General features: G+C 39.5%; 15 protein-coding genes. 7 read left to right on the top strand and 8 right to left on the bottom strand.

The window, feature by feature from the left end:
* Positions 1-14: 14 nt before the first annotated feature.
* Positions 15-1,187, top strand: a complete 1,173-nt coding sequence (locus H5200_RS08770) for a putative manganese transporter (RefSeq protein WP_182761329.1) — start codon at positions 15-17, stop codon at positions 1,185-1,187.
* Positions 1,188-1,252: 65 nt separating this feature from the next.
* Here H5200_RS08770 and H5200_RS08765 read toward each other — a convergent pair whose 3' ends face one another.
* The 6 genes from H5200_RS08765 to seqA all read right to left on the bottom strand — a co-directional run bounded on the left by H5200_RS08765 (position 1,253) and on the right by seqA (position 8,661).
* Entirely contained in the window at positions 1,253-2,830 is a 1,578-nt protein-coding gene (locus H5200_RS08765) for a dihydrolipoyllysine-residue acetyltransferase (RefSeq protein WP_182761328.1), read from the bottom strand.
* A gap of 8 nt (positions 2,831-2,838) precedes the next feature.
* The gene (locus H5200_RS08760) at positions 2,839-3,816 is read right to left on the bottom strand and encodes an alpha-ketoacid dehydrogenase subunit beta (protein WP_182761327.1); all 978 of its coding nucleotides are present in this window, start codon (positions 3,814-3,816) and stop codon (positions 2,839-2,841) included.
* Positions 3,816-5,030 (bottom strand): thiamine pyrophosphate-dependent dehydrogenase E1 component subunit alpha, encoded by a 1,215-nt coding sequence (locus H5200_RS08755; RefSeq protein WP_182761326.1) that lies wholly within the window; start codon positions 5,028-5,030, stop codon positions 3,816-3,818. The genes H5200_RS08760 and H5200_RS08755 overlap by 1 nt, the downstream gene beginning before the upstream one ends.
* Positions 5,031-5,291: 261 nt before the next feature.
* Positions 5,292-6,344, bottom strand: coding sequence for a succinylglutamate desuccinylase (astE, locus tag H5200_RS08750; RefSeq protein ID WP_145233889.1), 1,053 nt, complete (start codon positions 6,342-6,344; stop codon positions 5,292-5,294).
* Positions 6,345-6,428: 84 nt separating this feature from the next.
* On the bottom strand, positions 6,429-8,066 hold the full coding sequence (gene pgm, locus H5200_RS08745; protein WP_182761325.1) for a phosphoglucomutase (alpha-D-glucose-1,6-bisphosphate-dependent): 1,638 nt from the start codon (positions 8,064-8,066) through the stop codon (positions 6,429-6,431).
* A 10-nt stretch (positions 8,067-8,076) separates the two neighbouring features.
* Positions 8,077-8,661: a replication initiation negative regulator SeqA gene (gene seqA / locus H5200_RS08740; protein WP_182717858.1), complete on the bottom strand. Its 585-nt coding sequence runs from the start codon at positions 8,659-8,661 to the stop codon at positions 8,077-8,079.
* Positions 8,662-8,802: 141 nt separating this feature from the next.
* Here seqA and H5200_RS08735 point away from each other — a divergent pair, with 141 nt between their 5' ends.
* The 5 genes from H5200_RS08735 to fur all read left to right on the top strand — a co-directional run bounded on the left by H5200_RS08735 (position 8,803) and on the right by fur (position 11,338).
* Complete coding sequence (locus tag H5200_RS08735) at positions 8,803-9,567, top strand: alpha/beta fold hydrolase (RefSeq protein WP_182739278.1); 765 nt, start codon at positions 8,803-8,805, stop codon at positions 9,565-9,567.
* Positions 9,568-9,666: 99 nt separating this feature from the next.
* Positions 9,667-9,888 carry a DUF2788 domain-containing protein gene (locus H5200_RS08730; RefSeq protein WP_054204660.1) on the top strand — a complete coding sequence of 74 codons (222 nt, stop codon included), beginning with the start codon at positions 9,667-9,669 and terminating at the stop codon, positions 9,886-9,888.
* A gap of 2 nt (positions 9,889-9,890) precedes the next feature.
* A complete protein-coding gene (gene ybfE, locus H5200_RS08725) occupies positions 9,891-10,169 on the top strand; it encodes a LexA regulated protein (protein WP_016709654.1) in 279 nt (92 codons plus the stop codon).
* A gap of 14 nt (positions 10,170-10,183) precedes the next feature.
* A complete protein-coding gene (gene fldA, locus H5200_RS08720) occupies positions 10,184-10,711 on the top strand; it encodes a flavodoxin FldA (RefSeq protein ID WP_149981079.1) in 528 nt (175 codons plus the stop codon).
* A gap of 186 nt (positions 10,712-10,897) precedes the next feature.
* Positions 10,898-11,338: a ferric iron uptake transcriptional regulator gene (fur, locus tag H5200_RS08715; RefSeq protein WP_145233880.1), complete on the top strand. Its 441-nt coding sequence runs from the start codon at positions 10,898-10,900 to the stop codon at positions 11,336-11,338.
* Positions 11,339-11,429: 91 nt separating this feature from the next.
* Here fur and glnS read toward each other — a convergent pair whose 3' ends face one another.
* Positions 11,430-13,091: a glutamine--tRNA ligase gene (glnS, locus tag H5200_RS08710; RefSeq protein ID WP_182761324.1), complete on the bottom strand. Its 1,662-nt coding sequence runs from the start codon at positions 13,089-13,091 to the stop codon at positions 11,430-11,432.
* Positions 13,092-13,602: 511 nt separating this feature from the next.
* On the opposite strand from glnS, the gene H5200_RS08705 reads away from it, so the two are divergent.
* Entirely contained in the window at positions 13,603-14,673 is a 1,071-nt protein-coding gene (locus H5200_RS08705; RefSeq protein ID WP_182717859.1) for a DUF3083 family protein, read from the top strand.
* A 42-nt stretch (positions 14,674-14,715) separates the two neighbouring features.
* On the opposite strand, the gene H5200_RS08700 is transcribed toward H5200_RS08705, so the two are convergent.
* Entirely contained in the window at positions 14,716-16,563 is a 1,848-nt protein-coding gene (locus H5200_RS08700) for a diguanylate cyclase (RefSeq protein WP_182739262.1), read from the bottom strand.
* Between the last annotated feature and the right edge of the window lie 34 nt (positions 16,564-16,597).

Genomic DNA, 16,597 nt, shown 5'->3' with positions numbered 1-16,597 from the left:
TTTAGGTTGCACTTATGTTTTCACTTTCACTGCCCAAAATTAGTTTTCCAGCGTCCACACATTTTATTACCAGTAATAAACGGCTGCTATTACCGCTATTGTTGTTGTGTTGTTTAGCTTATGCTCCTTTGCGAGCAATGACATTGACGGCAATGAGTGATGCGTTTTTTCAAGTTAGTATATTTGTTGCCGCCACTTTATTTATCTATTACTACGCCATCGATCGGTTGCCTCACTTAGAGCTTGGCTATTTAAGTCAAAAATCACCCTTGATAGAAATTAGTTTTGCTTCATTACTCGGTGCTTTACCTGGCTGTGGAGGCGCCATCATAGTAGTGACACAATTTACCAAAGGACAAGCGAGCTTTGGCTCTATTGTTGCTGTATTAACAGCGACCATGGGTGATGCTGCATTTTTACTATTAGCAACGAAGCCGCTTGAAGGCTTACTTATTATGATTATTGGCCTGAGCGTTGGTATAATCAGCGGCTCCTTAGTCAATGCATTTCATAAGCAAGATTATCTTCGCCCAGCAAAAAATGATTATGCTGATGAGTGCTTAAATCAGCCTAGTAAGGCAATTATAGTCAGTAAATCAATTTGGCAAATTATTATGATGCCCAGTCTTATTGTGGCAATAATGATTGCTTTCAATACTGACTTTTCAGCCTTTGACGCTCTACTTGCTGAATCAATAACCTTATTTGGCGCTATTATGGCGCTATTGGCTGTGACCACTTGGGCGCTGTCGTCTAAAGGTCAAAGCTATCAACAAGTAACTTCAGAAGAAGAGACTATAACGCCCCCTTCAAAGCTATATAAAGTTTTGCAAGACACCCATTTTGTTACGGCATGGGTAGTTGCCTCATTTATGCTATTTGAGTTATTAGTAACATTTGCCGGTGTGGATTTAAAAGTCTGGTTTACTCACTATGCATACTTAGCGCCTTTAATTGCCGTTTTGATTGGTTTTTTACCTGGCTGTGGACCACAAATAGTGGTAACTACATTGTATATTCAAGGCATCATTCCCTTTAGTGCCTTAGCTGCGAATGCAATATCAAATGACGGCGATGCCCTTTTCCCTGCAATCGCAATGGCACCACGTGCCGCATTTGTGGCAACAATATATTCGGCAATTCCCGCTTTACTCGTTGGCTATGGCTTATATTTCTTTGGGGTGTAAGTCACTGACATAAAAAAGCTCAGCGACTGCTGAGCTTTGATAAAATGAATAATTAAGAGCTACGCTTAACTCATTGCCATCATCATTTTGGCTGGGTTTTCTAAATACGATTTCCACAAGTTATTGAATCGCGCTATCGTGGCCCCATCAATCACTCGGTGATCGCCTGACCAACTAACTTGCATAATTGCAGCAGACACCACTTGCCCTTTGGCATCAAAACGCGGTAGATGTTGTAATTTACCCAATGCCACAATCGCCACTTCTGGCTTGTTGATAATTGGCGTCGCAACTGTTCCGCCAATCGCACCAATATTAGAAATGCTAATTGTGCCGCCTTTGAGATCGTCAGGGCTAACACGTCCTTCACGGGCAGCATCCGTCAATCGCGTTACTTCATTGGCTACATCAACAATACTCTTTGTTTGACATTGTTTGATATTTGGCACTAACAAACCAATTTTAGAGTCAACTGCCATACCGATATTGTGATCATCAAAGTAGCTAAGCTCAGTGCATTCATCATTTATTTTCGAGTTTAATACCGGAAATTCTTTCATAGCCAGCGATAAGGCCTTGATGAAAAATGGCATCATTGTCAATTTAACGCCTTGTTGCTTATATTGCTCTTTTAAATCACTGCGCAAAGCAATCAAAGTTGTTAAATCAATCTCATCACAAAATGTAAAATGTGGGATAGTCGTTACCGAAGCAACCATTTGTTTAGCCATTGCTGCTTTGATGCCTTTAATTGGCTCAATACGCATGCCGCCAGTGTCGCTAGCTGTGGTTTTCGTAACGTCAGGCTTCGTTTGCAGTGGTGATGTATCAATACTATTTGGCACTTCCCCTTTCACAAACTGTTCAATGTCCTCTTTGTAAATACGGCCATTCTTACCACTGCCTGGGACTGTGGTTAGATCAACATCAAGTTCACGTGCTTTGCGTCTTACTGCCGGTGATGCGACCGCCTTTTTATTAATTACAGGGGCTGTCACTGACTTTTCAACTACTGCTGTTTTTTGCTCTACCGCTTTGGTTTGTGCTTTCACTAATGCATCATTGATATCGACAACGTTTGCTTGAGTGCCTGCAATCGACATTTGAAAAAGTGGACTGTGTACTTGTGCAACATCCCCTTTAGCATAATAAAGTTTTACCACTGTGCCGGTATATTTAGCTGGAATTTGTACCAGTGCTTTATCTGTCATTACATCACAAACGGCTTGATCTTCTTCTATCAAATCGCCTTCGCTGACTAACCACTCAACAATTTCACACTCAACAATTCCTTCACCAATATCGGGAAGGATAAAATCCTCAACGACTTCAGCGTGAGTATTTGTTTGCGTGTGCTCTATTACCCTGGTTGTTTCTGCTTGAGTATGATCGGCTGTAGTCTCACCAGCTACATCCATTGCAAACAGTGGGGCATGCACTAAAGCAATATCCCCTTTAGCATAATAGAGCTTACTGATCACACCATCATGAACCGCAGGAATTTGCACCAGTGCTTTGTCTGTCATTACATCACAAATCGGTTGATCTTCAGCTACGGTGTCGCCTTCGGCTACTAACCATTCAACAACTTCACATTCAACGATACCTTCACCGATATCCGGTAAAATAAAATCTTTTGCCATGATGACTCCTAAAATTCGACCGATTGCTTGATTGCTGCTAGCACTTTCAACGCATCAGGTACATATTCTTTTTCAAGCGCTAATGGATACGGAGTATCTAAGCCGCAAACACGTAAGATAGGTGATTCTAAATGCAAAAAACATTCTTGTTGGATTGTCGCCGCAATTTCTGCACCAAAACCATTAGTGATTGGTGCTTCATGGCTAACAATAAGTCGACCTGTTTTTGTCACTGAGTTAACAATCGTTTCCATATCCCATGGTAAAATACTGCGTAGATCAATCACTTCACAACTAATACCTTGCTCATTTGCACGTTTTGCAGCATCTTCGATGATTTCCATCTGTGCGCCCCAAGCAAGTAGTGTTACATCCGTACCTTCACTAACTATTTCAGCTTTACCCAGTTCAATGCTGTAATCTTGTTCAGGAACTTCACCCGTTGATGCACGATATAAGCGTTTAGGCTCAAAGAAAATAACTGGATTATCATCTTTAATTGCAGCTCGTAATAAGCCCTTTGCTTGGTAAGGGTTGCGAGGAACAACAATCTTAAGTCCCGGGGTATGTGCAAAATAAGCTTCAGGTGATTGTGAATGATATAAACCGCCGGCAATACCACCACCGTAAGGAGTACGGATAGTCAGGTTGCCAACATTAAACTCGTTACCGCTACGGTAACGAAATTTAGCAGACTCATTTACTATTTGGTCAAAGGCTGGAAAGATATAATCGGCAAATTGAATTTCAGCAAGTGCTGGTGCGCCAAACGCTGCTAAGCCATTAGCAAAACCCATGATCCCTTGTTCGGTTAATGGTGTATTAAATACACGGTGCTGACCATATTTCTCTTGTAGTCCAGACGTTGCTCGAAATACGCCGCCAAAATAGCCAACATCTTCACCAAAAATACACGCTTGCGGATGTTCAGCCATGGTTATATCAAGGGCTGAATTAATCGCATGTAACATATTCATTTTAGCCATTACTTAATTCTCCCTGCAGTCACTGGGTAAGCATCGGGGTGTTGCTTGATATGCGTTTTCAATTGCTCATATTGACGTTGCAAAGAAGGGATCGGTGTATCATATACATCTGACACCAACTCTTCTAAGGCCGGTTTTGCAATCACTTCAGCGCGTTTTAACGCGGCTAGTATATCTTCACGAATTTGCTCTTTGGCTTTATTGTCTTCTTCTTCATTAAGCCAGTTTTGCTTAATTAACCATTTGCGAAAACGTTCGATTGGACAAGACTGATAATTCGCTTCTTCGTCTTTTGAACGATAGCCACTAGGATCATCTGATGTAGAATGCGCGCCAAGGCGATATGCAATCGATTCAATTAAAATCGGCTCACCTGTTTTAGTGGCAAGTTCACGGGCTTTTTTAGTTGCGGCATAAACAGCAAGTGCATCAGCACCATCAACACGAATCGTTTTAATACCGTAACCTACGCCACGAGAAGCGATGCCGTCGCCCTTAAATTGCTCATCCGCAGGAGTTGAAATCGCATAACCGTTATTGCGAGCAAAAAATATAACCGGTGACTTATGCACTGCGGCCATATTTAAACCAGCATGAAAGTCTCCTTCTGAAGCAGCCCCTTCGCCAAAGTAACAGATAGTTATGTTATCTATCGTTGAGCTTAGCTCACCTGATTTTGCATCTATGTGTTTAATTTTTTGGCCATACGCGTAACCTGTTGCTTGCGGTATTTGAGTGCCTAGCGGCGATGAGATAGTCATGTAATTAAGTGCACTTGAACCGTAGTGAATTGGCATTTGGCGACCTTTACCTAAATCCAACTCATTTGAAAACATTTGATTCATAAACTGATCAAGTGTGAAGCCACGGTAATGAAGTGCAGCCTGCTCACGGTATTGCGCCATGATCATATCGTCTTGATCAAGTGCCGCAGCAGACGCTGTCACTGCCGCCTCTTCGCCTAAACATTGCATGTAAAAGCTTACCCGGCCTTGGCGTTGAGCAGCTTGCATACGCTCATCAAGTGCACGAATAAAACGCATTGTTTCATACAAGCGCAGCGCAGTACTTTCATCAATATCGGGGGCTGTTGCACCGTCGTGGATATCGCCATCCTCGTTTAAAATACTCAAGGTCGGAATATTTAAGGCATGACCGTCAATAAATGAGAGAGCATGACTAATATTCAGCGATACGTTATTTGGATTGCTCATAACCTACCTTCTTTTGTTGTCGTAAACAGTACAAGTCAGTTGTTATTATTGGCTGTGCTCTGCAGGATAAACTTTGCAGAAACTGTACTGTATTTAAATTAAAGCTGCTAACACTTTACGTTAACGTAAAGTGTTATTCAACTAATCATAGACGAAACAAAGTTAATTGGCGACAGTGGCATTGGAAAGTTAACTATACAAGAGCATAAAGTATATACAATCATATAGTTAACGATTTGAGCTGATCGGCAAAGCAACAAATTAAATAATATTATCAGTCAGTTGTAATGGTATTACCGTTAATAGTGCACGTTGTCCAAGGGCAACATCGGCATTAGGAAATATAATTGCTTCGCCTTCAACATCTGCGTAATAACAGGTCTGACCATCCGTTGCGAGTAAATCACCTTTGCTAAACCCGGTAAAATTCTCGGCATCATCCGAAAAAGGAAACGAAAAATCGTGTTCAGTGCGATTGATTGATCGGTGCACAGCAAATAACTCAAAGTCACTTGCATCAAATTCTTTATATATCACTTCTTTTTGGCTAATTAATGCGATTAGGGTCGCTTTGGTTTTCGCAAAACGACTCATATCATTTTCACCAAACGGTTTTACTTGACCAAGTTCAACGGTAAATGAATCTGCACCATGAACAAAAGAAGAATAGTAACTAAAAGTGGTGGCTGGTGATTTCATCATTAGCACCGTATTTACTCCACAGCTTAATAAAAACTGTAGTTGCGACTTTTTCCACGGTTTACCATGTAAAAAGGGATATACAGCAAATTTATCATTTTTTGAACCACGAATAGCAGTATGCAAATCGTAATGACAGCGCTCTCGCTGCTGCCCGCCGCGTTGATAAAAGTCACTAACATATTGTTCAAGCTTGGCCGCTCGTGTGCGCTCATTATTCATCTTTACACCTTCGACAGTGTGATGACCATTAAACAAACGGTTTAGATTTTCTTCTACAAAACGCTTGTCAATATTAATTGATTGCGGGTTACCAAAAATAAACAGTACACGCTGTGCTAGTTGTAAATCGCCTAAGATAATACGCTTAATTAATTCATCGCAAATTTCAATAGGTGCTGTTTCATTACCATGGATCGCACTTGAAAGTACCACATCGATTGTAGTAGCGCATTTTGGTTGAAACTCTATAACGCCGGTGTCATGAATAGTTACAGTGGTACCATTACTTAAAGTAAAAGCACTCGGTGCTAAGTGCCATTCATTATTACGGCTGAGAGTTAAAAAATCGCCTTGCTGTTGTAATTCGTTTAAATACTCTGAGTTGGCTGTCATAATCCAAATGCCTTCATATTATTATGCAAATGAGAAACAAAAACGGCTGAATAAATCAGCCGTTATAAAATAGTCTAAGCGTTATTAACTAATCACTGAATCAACCAACTTCTTGGCTTCTTTTTCTAATAGCGCTAAATGTTCTTCACCTTTGAATGATTCAAGGTAAATTTTATAAATGTCTTCAGTACCTGATGGACGCGCTGCAAACCAGCCGTTTTCAGTAACTACTTTTAAACCACCAATAGCGGCATTATTTCCAGGCGCATGAGTTAGCTTTTGTAAAATAGGCTCGCCCGCAAGTGTATCTGCCGTAACATCTTTCGCACTTAGCCCTTTAAGTCGCTCTTTTTGGGCAGAACTTGCAGGCGCATCTATACGTTTGTATATAGGCGCACCAAATTCGAGCTCAAGCTCTTTATAAAGTGCTGATGGGGTTTTTCCTGTTACAGCTAAAATTTCCGCGGCTAATAATCCCATGATGAAACCGTCTTTGTCGGTATTCCATACTGTACCGTCAAAACGAAGGAATGATGCCCCGGCACTTTCTTCACCGCCAAACGCGAGTGTTCCAGTACTTAGCCCTTCGACAAACCATTTAAAACCAACAGGTACTTCTCGCACTTGACGATTATTACGGGCAACTACTCGGTCAATCATCGCACTTGAAACAAGTGTCTTGCCAATTTCAACGCCTTTGGACCAATCACGATGATTTAATAAGTAATCAATGGCAACCGCTAAAAAGTGATTAGGATTCATTAAGCCGTCAGGAGTTACAATACCATGGCGATCATAGTCAGGATCATTGCCAATGCTTATATCAAAATCATCTTTAAGGGCGATTAAGTTTGCCATCGCATAAGGTGATGAGCAATCCATACGAATTTTGCCATCTTTATCAAGTGGCATAAATGCAAAGCGCGGATCGACACTTTCATTGACGATTGTTAAATCTAAAGCAAATTTTTCGGCGATAATAGGCCAAAAGTTGATCCCTGAACCACCGAGCGGATCAATACCCACTTTAATATTTGCTTTTGCAATCGCTTTTACATCAACAACATTAATCAGATCTTCAATATAAGGAGTCATTAAATCTTGGTATTTAATAAAACCTGAACGGGCTGCTTTTGCAAATGGGAATAGCTCAACTTCAACTAAATCTTCTAGTAGTAGTTGATTTGCTCTGTCTTCTATCCACTTAGTAACGTCAGTATCTGCCGGGCCACCATTAGGTGGGTTATATTTAAAACCGCCGTCTTCTGGAGGATTATGTGAAGGTGTAACAACAATACCGTCAGCTAATTCATGAGGATGTAATTTGTTATGACACACGACCGCGTGGCTAATCACCGGTGTAGGTGTAAAATCGTCGTTTTCTTGCGTGATCACTTGTACTTCGTTAGCAACAAGCACTTCAATCGCTGAATTGTAAGCCGCCTCACTTAACGCGTGCGTATCCTTACCTAAGAATAGCGGTCCAAAAATATTATTTTGTTTTCGGTAATCACAAATTGCTTGAGTAATGGCGAGAATGTGAGATTCATTGAATTTCACATCATATGAACAACCTCGGTGCCCTGAAGTACCAAAAGCAACACAATGTTCAGGGTTTTGCTCTAGATCGGGTTCATTTAAATAATAAGCAGACACTAATTTTGGTACATTTACTAAATCTGATTGTGTTGCAGGTTTCCCTGCACCGGAATGAATCGCCATTACATTTCCTTTATAAGTAGTCTCGAATTTTTTCAGCTTGTTCAGCACTATAGCCTAAGCCAAGTGCCACTTCGTGTAGCATCATTTTCTTACGGGTAGTATTTGAGTTGGTCATTACCCAGTATTCACTGTCGGTAATGTTTTTTGGATTCATACTGCTGCCACTGTTTACTAACGCTTCTTTGCTGGTTGCGAAGTAAACGCGATCACGCCCTTGCACATCCAATACCGCTGAAAAATCAGTTTTATGAGTTCTATGTAAAGCAGATAAAATAAACAAAAAGCGCCCTACTACGCCTTTTTGCATCGCCAACTCTTCTTTATTGAGTATATTAAAAACACTGGCATGCGCTTGTGTCAATGGTGTGACAGCGGCTGACTTTTTATTCTCGGTCGATGAGGTGTGTTCAGTTGTTTGAGTCGTCTTTGCAACCTCATGCGTGACGGGCTGTTCTGGTTTTTCTTGCGCGGCTAAATCATTTTCGCCGTGAATATTTAATAAACGACGTAAAATAGTTGAGGCGCTTTCGCCTATACTTTGAGTGTTACTTGCAATGTATTGATATAACTCGTCGTCTATGTCAATTTTTTTCATGTTATTCCTGTCGTTACGGGTCACATTTTTTTCATCCATGCTGATTATACCCAAACCTGATTTAATTCTCTATGTTTTGCAATTTGTTATTTCACTAGGCAAACTAGGCACACTTTTATGAAATTGTTTTTGGAAACTGTGATGCTGTTAAATTACAAACAAACTGGCCAAGGGCCGCATGTAATTTTGATCCATGGATTGTTTGGTTCACTGGAAAATTTAAATGTTATAGCCAATGCATTGGCAGAAAATTTTACAGTAACGAATCTTGATTTACGTAACCATGGCCGTTCACCACACAGTGATATTATGGATTACTCGGCAATGGCTGACGACGTACTCGCCTTAATGGACCATTTAAGTATTGATAAAGCCCATTTAGTCGGTCATTCTATGGGCGGGAAAGTTGCTATGCAAATAGCACATATTAATCCAAGCTCAGTAAATAAGCTCGTAGTATTAGATATCGCTCCTGTTGCATATCAAAGTCGTCATGATGATATCATTGCGGCATTAAAGCTGGTAAAAAGCCATGCTATTAATGACCGCAAAGAAGCGGATAAATTAATGACGCAGCTAATACCTGAATTAGGTGTTCGCCAGTTTTTGCTAAAAAGCTATGCGAAAAACGAACTTGGTGAACTGCAGTGGCGCTTTAATTTGACTACCCTAAGTGAAAAATATCGCAATATTTTAGCAAATATTAAAGCAAATGATTCTTGTTTATGCGATACTTTATTTATCAAAGGGAACGATTCTGATTATATATTGCCTGAATATCGTGAAGCTATTATGGCTCAATTTAGCAACGCAAAAGCAAAAATTATTCATGGCGCAGGTCATTGGTTGCATGCCCAAAAACCAATGGCGGTTAATAAGTCTATCAATGATTTTTTAATGGCTTAATAAAGCAAAATTTAATCACGTATTTTTGACTTAGCGCACTAAATTATTACAATTTTATATGCTATAGTACGCGCCGTTTAATTTAAAGGTTATACGTTGATGGTCAGTCAGTTAATTAACGAATTTGATACCCTTGGGTTGTACTTTGGCTTAGCCGGTGTGTTCTTTTTTATCGGTATGGCTATCCAAGACGTACTAAAAAAAGGTAATGTGCCTAAATTTGGCCGTTATGTAGTATGGCTTGTGCTATTTTTAGGGTGTTCTGGTTTTATCGCTAAAGGACTTATTCAAGTTTTTTGGCAAGGTGCGGGTGTGGGTTAACCATGGCTAAGTCTGAAACAGATAGAACAACGCTCGATTTATTTGAATACGAAAAACGCCCCGGCAGACCAAAAACGAATCCCCTACCAAGGGAGGTTCAGTTAAAGGTAAATAAACGTAATCAAATAAAAAGAGATAAAGCACGTGGTTTAAAGCGTGTCGAATTTAAAGTTTCATCGCAGTTATATCAAGCGTTAAGCGATATGGCCGATGCACAAAATATTAGCCGCAGTGCGCTGATTGAAACTATTTTACAAGAAAGATTGGCTATTGATAGATAAAAGGTTTTAAATCCATGGCAAGTGTAGGTATTTTTTTCGGAAGTGACACAGGTAACACAGAACACGTAGCTAAAATGATCCAAAAAGAATTGGGTAAAAAGTTAGTGGCTGTGCATGATATTGCTAAAAGTTCAAAAGAACAGATCGCAGAATTTGATTTAATCTTATTTGGCATTCCTACTTGGTATTATGGTGAAGCACAATGTGATTGGGATGACTTTTTCCCTGAATTAGAAGAAGTTGATTTTGATGGCAAGCTTGTGGCTATTTTTGGCTGTGGCGATCAAGAAGACTACGCTGAATACTTCCTTGATGCGATGGGTATGATCAATGACATCGTTACTGAGCGTGGCGCTATTGTTGTGGGTCATTGGCCAACACAAGGGTATGATTTTGAAGCCTCGAAAGGCATGGCTGATGACAACCATTTTGTTGGTTTAGGCATTGATGAAGACCGTCAACCAGAGCTTACTGAACAACGTGTAAAAGCATGGTCAGCACAAGTTTATGAAGAAATGTGTTTAAGTGAACTTGCTGATTAAATGCACTTTATTGCTAGTAATCGTATAAAATAGTGACGTTCGTTTTCCTATTACACATTTTATAAGTATTTCTAGCAATTGATCTTTGCACTTAATGACTAGGCACGTTATTCTTATCGTTGCTAATGTGTCGTGTACATCTTTGTAAGGTGTCTAGTATAACCAAATATAATTGAGACAGATTTAATGACTGATCATAACTTGGAATTAAAAAAAGCCGGCTTAAAAGTAACTTTGCCGCGTATTAAAATTTTAGAGATTTTACAATCTCCAGATAACCAACACATCAGCGCTGAAGATGTTTACAAAATTCTTTTGGACCTAGGTGAAGAAATTGGCCTTGCTACTGTGTACCGCGTACTTAACCAATTTGATGATGCGGGTATTGTTAGCCGTCACCATTTTGAAGGCGGTAAGTCAGTATTTGAACTCTCTGGTAGCACACACCATGATCATCTTGTATGTTTAAAATGTGGTAAAGTTGTTGAATTTGAAGATGAAATGATTGAACGTCGTCAACTTGAAATTTCAGAAGAAAATGGTATTAAATTAACCAACCACTCTCTTTATCTGTATGGCGAGTGTACTGACACTGCAGCATGTAAAGCATTTGCTGATAGCCAATAATTTATTAGCTGAATAAAAAAAACCTGCAAATTGCAGGTTTTTTTATGTCTGTTACTTTTATCCCCTCGCCTTTGAGCGAAGGGATAAAAAACTACTGCTGCGTTTTAGTCCAAGAATCACGTAAACCAACTGTTTGGTTAAAAACAATGTTCTCTGACTTAGTATCACGGCTGAAGTACCCTGTACGTTCAAATTGAAAACCTTGTGCAGGCTCTGCATTAGCAAGTGATGGCTCAAGTTTTGCGTTTGCTAAAACCACTAATGAATCAGGATTTAAAGTTGTTGCAAAGTCTTCAGCTGCTGCAGGATTTGGTACGCTGAATAACCGATCATATAAACGAACTTCTGCGGTGATTGACTCACTGGCTGACACCCAGTGGATAACGCCCTTCACTTTACGTCCATCAGTTGGATTTTTGCCCAGCGTTTGTGGATCATAGCTACAGAAAATCGTGGTTATTTCGCCATTTTTGTCTTTTTCAACACGCTCTGCTTTAATAACATAAGCACCACGTAAACGAACTTCTTTATCAAGTACTAAGCGCTTGAATTTGTTATTTGCTTCTTCTTTGAAGTCTTCACGTTCAATATAAATTTCACGGGTGAACGGAACATCACGACGACCCATACTTTCATCATTTGGATGATTTGCAATTGATAAGGTTTCAACGGTATCAACAGCATAGTTTTCAATGATGATTTTAACCGGATCGAGAACGGCCATGGCACGTGGAGCATGTTCGTTTAAGTCTTCACGGATACAGGCTTCAAGCATGCCCATTTCAACCATGTTTTCTTGTTTGGTTACGCCAATACGTAAGCAAAATTCACGAATTGATGCTGGTGTATAACCACGACGGCGAAGACCTGCAATGGTAGGCATACGCGGATCATCCCACCCTTCAACATACTCATTGACCACTAAATCATTTAGCTTACGCTTTGACATTATAGTGTATTCAAGGTTTAACCTTGAAAACTCAATTTGTTGTGGATGACATTCAAGACTGATGTTATCTAACACCCAATCATATAAACGGCGGTTATCTTGAAATTCAAGTGTACACAATGAATGGGTAATGCCCTCTAGCGCATCTGAGATACAGTGCGTAAAGTCATACATTGGGTAAATGCACCATTTATCACCGGTCTGATGATGGTGTGCAAATCGAACACGATAAATAATAGGATCACGCAGCACCATAAATGAGCTGGCCATATCGATTTTTGCACGTAGTACACACTCGCCTTCTTTAAATTCACCAGCACGCATTTTTTCAAATAGTGCTAGGTTTTCTGAAGGACTAGTATCACGGGTTGGACTATTTTTACCAGGCTCTTTTAACGTGCCGCGATATTCACGCGCTTGATCAGCTGTTAAAAAGCACACATAGGCTAAGCCTTTATTGATTAGCTCTACAGCATAGTCATACAAAGTATCAAAATAATTTGACGAATACTTTATTTCACCATCCCAGTTAAAACCTAACCACTGAACATCTTCTTTGATTGAATTAACGTAGTTAATATCTTCTTTTTCAGGGTTAGTATCATCAAAACGTAAATTACATTGACCACTGTAGTCTTGCGCTATACCAAAATTTAAACAAATTGATTTAGCATGACCAATATGTAAAAAACCATTTGGCTCTGGTGGAAAACGAGTATGTGTAGACGCATGTTTACCTGATGCTAAATCTTCATCAATACGGGTTCTTATAAAGTTACTTGGGCGATTCTCAATTTCCGCCATAGGAATACAATCCTCACAATAGTGCATGGTGACAAAACTACTGCATTATACCCAAACCACCCCAAGATGCGAGTTTCAGTTGGAATTAAAAGCGATTTAGGCAAGGCATTGATTGCAAATAATAGTGGTTCTATTGGTAAAATCAATAACGCAGTATAAATCGCTTTTAAACCAACCCGTTGGGCGTTTCGCAGGCATTTACTCTCATCGTTGTTACTTCTTAAAAGGGACTATCATTGTTGCAAAGTAACGCCTTGATATTAAGCCCCTGTGAAACGCTGAATTCTGCATATTGAGGTGGTTTGGGTATATTATAAAAACAAACCTTAACATACAGTAATAGATGCGGGTTTATTACATACTGTGTGCTTAGCGGAAAATACTAGCTTAAGAACCACGTCTGGGTTGTTATTCAACCTCTTAATGGCGATAAATTGTTCTAGCGCAATAAAACAGTCATTCAACCAAGCTACAGTGGCGTCATTAAAGTAATTCTTTTAAGGAGAAAATAATGGCTTCACTTTCACAGCATCGCGTTTATATCCCAACTACTGCACGCGCAAACCAATATATCTTAGCGGAGTTCGTACCCAGTGCCGATTTATACGCACGTTTTAGCAATATACAGCAATGTTATGAACGTTTAGCACGACAGCTATTCTCCTCATGTGATGAATACGAGCTACACAATGTACATTTGATAGCAAACGATAAGCTTCCCGTTGTTAGGTTTCATGAAGAGTCGTATTGTTTACAAACAGAAAAGCAAATTTTATTCTTTTATAACCCGCGTTACCATGAAGCGCATAAATGCATTTACGACAGCAGCAAACCCAGTAAAAAAATTCGCTTGCTCTTCCTTGCTACTGGTGAAGACTTGCGTGCGAATGCTGCCATATTCCATACCCGTGTTAAAAAAGTACTCGAATACCTACAAAGCACATTATTGATCGATGAAACAGCAATAAAAGTGCGTGATCATCAGCATTTAACCTATGACTTGTTCGCCAAAGCGAAAGGATGTAAAGAAAGCTACGGTTATAAACTTAGAGGACTCTACCCTCGCTACCAAAGCCGCCATTGTACACTCCCCGCAGAACATAATGAGATGACTTATACGACATTTGCGATCCCAATAACACGTACCATTAAAACTCAGTTTCATCATTTACTTAATAAGCCAACATTCACAGAGTTTTACCAGTATTTTTATGACGCATTTATTCAGCAATGCGCCGCCAAAAATTTACATTTAGCGGCGATGATAGCAAATGGTACGATGCCAATAATTAGAAACAGTAAGACTGATAACAACGATGGCAATCATGAATTGCAAAAGCTGAGCTTTTCAACCGACGATCAAAAAACGCAATACAGTCATTATTGGCATGATGAAAAACTAGTAGATTCACTGCATTTTGTTATTGTTGCCAGTGAAAAAGACGAACAAGGAATTGGCCACGGTCGGTTTATGAATCAAGTTGAAAGTGTGATCCGTACACTCATCGAACCATTATCTATTAATAAAGAGCGCCAAGATATCACTGTGCGATTTTTTCAACATATCAATCATTATCTATAATAGCGAGCTTGTCGATAATGACCCCCTTAAGCTAAGTTCAGGTTAACTACAAACCTTATCCCTGCCAGTATTTTTAGCATGGTAAAGGTTTGTGTCAGCAACTTTTAATAATGTATTAAGGGCTAATCCTGGCTGCATTTGTGCGACCCCAGCACTGCTTGTTAAAGTGATTTTTTTATCGGTCAAGCTTAACGATTTTAAACAAATGCATAAGTTACCGATAAAATCATGCCCTTGTGCAAGTGTTAAGTTTGGCATTACCACAATAAACTCTTCACCACCAAAGCGAGCAAATTGATACTCAGTATCAGCTAACTGCTCAGTAAGTAACGCGCTAAAAGCAATTAGGGCTTGATCACCGATATCATGACCATATTGATCATTTACTTGTTTAAAATGATCAATATCTAAAATTGAAACTGAAAAGTTTTGTTGCTTCCCGATAAGTTGCGATGCAATAAAATCGAGAATATAGCGACGGTTATGAGCTCCAGTGAGTGGATCTGTATTTGCTCTGCGTTGGCTTCGTAAATATGCTTTGCGTTGATTTAATGCGAAAATTGTAATGCTTAATATCGCTAATATACCAATAACAGAATAGGCTGCTTGTAACTGTCCTTCTTTAGCTAACTTATCTAAAGTAATTTGTTGGTATTTTAATTTCTCTTCAGCCAACTGCAATTTGATATCTTGTTGAGTAGATTCAAATCGTGAGCGTGCTTCTTGCTCGAGTTTCTGCTGCGTTGTTTCTTTTGCTTGCTCTGTAAGCTTAATCAATAACTTCAGTGCATTAGTAGCCTCTGCAAAACGACCTAATTGTTCTAGGCTTTGCGCCTTTAAGCTAAGTGTATTACGGCTGTAACGGTTATTAAGCGGCCTATCGTAATCAGTCAACAATAACTCTGATGCTTGAATATATTCAAGTGCTTGCTCTGGTTGCTGTAATGCTAAGAAAGTTTTAGCAAATCCATTATTTAACGCAATTATATGCGCTGGATTTACAATCACTTTATTGACATAACTTTTAGCCAAGTATAGTAGTTGCAACGCTTGCGAATATTTTTTTTGCTTCAGAGCGACATTTGCCTTACCAGCTGGTGCCAAAAAAAGATAGCGCGGTGCTTTTACCATTGCTGATAACATTATCATTTCTTCATAACAAGCCGCCGCTGAATCAAGTTTTTCAGCGCGCTCATATGTCATGCATAAGATATAGATAACAGGCAAACCATTGACAACATCGCCGTTTTTGCTGGCGATATCGCGCGCCAAAACTGCATATTGCTCACCTTTCTCAAATAGTGACATGGTCGAATAATATGCCGCTAAACTATCATAAACATAAAGCATGGTAGTTGATGACATATTCGTAGTTTTGGCTTCAATGTAGGCATTTTCGATAATTTCTATTGCTTTAGGGTATTCCTCTTGCCAGAGCAACAGAGCTCCTTCAATAGACTCAGCTTGTACCAACATCTCTAAATCGTTTGCTTGAGTAAAGGCATTTTGTGCTAAGCGGATTTGTTTAATACTTTCAGGTAACAGCCCTTCTTCTAAAGAAAAAACACTCCGATACATTAACCAATAACCTTGGATCCAATCATCGTCTTTAGGCAGTTGTTGTTGGGCAAGTTCAAAGTAACTTTGTGAACGTGCGATATCACCTTTAAATAAATACAGCCGTGCTAACAAAGTATTATTATAAGCGTGTTCAGTGGTAGAAATACCCTGAGCTGCTTGTGTAAGAACTAATTCTTCGATCAACTGATTTGGTTCAGCTAATGCGCGTTGTTCGGTTACTAAAAATGCGGTACGAAATGAAGTAGATGAAAATAAATTGAAAGAGCAACAAAAGCATACAAGGTAGACTGTAAAATAAATTATTCGCATTACTGCTAGATCTTCCAATGATAAAAAGCAATCG

Origin of the sequence: Pseudoalteromonas sp. SG43-7, from assembly GCF_014164295.1 — a bacterium.
GTDB lineage: Bacteria > Pseudomonadota > Gammaproteobacteria > Enterobacterales > Alteromonadaceae > Pseudoalteromonas > Pseudoalteromonas rhizosphaerae.
The sequence above is the reverse complement of the archived record's forward strand: the minus strand, read 5'-3'. Positions and strand labels throughout refer to the sequence as shown.

Excerpts from the sequence above, each read along its gene's own strand:
- H5200_RS08770 (WP_182761329.1), top strand. The coding sequence starts at position 15 with ATGTTTTCACTTTCACTGCCCAAAATTAGTTTTCCAGCGTCCACACAT.
- H5200_RS08765 (WP_182761328.1), bottom strand. The coding sequence starts at position 2,830 with ATGGCAAAAGATTTTATTTTACCGGATATCGGTGAAGGTATCGTTGAA.
- H5200_RS08760 (WP_182761327.1), bottom strand. The coding sequence starts at position 3,816 with ATGGCTAAAATGAATATGTTACATGCGATTAATTCAGCCCTTGATATA.
- H5200_RS08755 (WP_182761326.1), bottom strand. The coding sequence starts at position 5,030 with ATGAGCAATCCAAATAACGTATCGCTGAATATTAGTCATGCTCTCTCA.
- astE (WP_145233889.1), bottom strand. The coding sequence starts at position 6,344 with ATGACAGCCAACTCAGAGTATTTAAACGAATTACAACAGCAAGGCGAT.
- pgm (WP_182761325.1), bottom strand. The coding sequence starts at position 8,066 with ATGGCGATTCATTCCGGTGCAGGGAAACCTGCAACACAATCAGATTTA.
- seqA (WP_182717858.1), bottom strand. The coding sequence starts at position 8,661 with ATGAAAAAAATTGACATAGACGACGAGTTATATCAATACATTGCAAGT.
- H5200_RS08735 (WP_182739278.1), top strand. The coding sequence starts at position 8,803 with ATGCTGTTAAATTACAAACAAACTGGCCAAGGGCCGCATGTAATTTTG.
- H5200_RS08730 (WP_054204660.1), top strand. The coding sequence starts at position 9,667 with ATGGTCAGTCAGTTAATTAACGAATTTGATACCCTTGGGTTGTACTTT.
- ybfE (WP_016709654.1), top strand. The coding sequence starts at position 9,891 with ATGGCTAAGTCTGAAACAGATAGAACAACGCTCGATTTATTTGAATAC.
- fldA (WP_149981079.1), top strand. The coding sequence starts at position 10,184 with ATGGCAAGTGTAGGTATTTTTTTCGGAAGTGACACAGGTAACACAGAA.
- fur (WP_145233880.1), top strand. The coding sequence starts at position 10,898 with ATGACTGATCATAACTTGGAATTAAAAAAAGCCGGCTTAAAAGTAACT.
- glnS (WP_182761324.1), bottom strand. The coding sequence starts at position 13,091 with ATGGCGGAAATTGAGAATCGCCCAAGTAACTTTATAAGAACCCGTATT.
- H5200_RS08705 (WP_182717859.1), top strand. The coding sequence starts at position 13,603 with ATGGCTTCACTTTCACAGCATCGCGTTTATATCCCAACTACTGCACGC.
- H5200_RS08700 (WP_182739262.1), bottom strand. The coding sequence starts at position 16,563 with ATGCGAATAATTTATTTTACAGTCTACCTTGTATGCTTTTGTTGCTCT.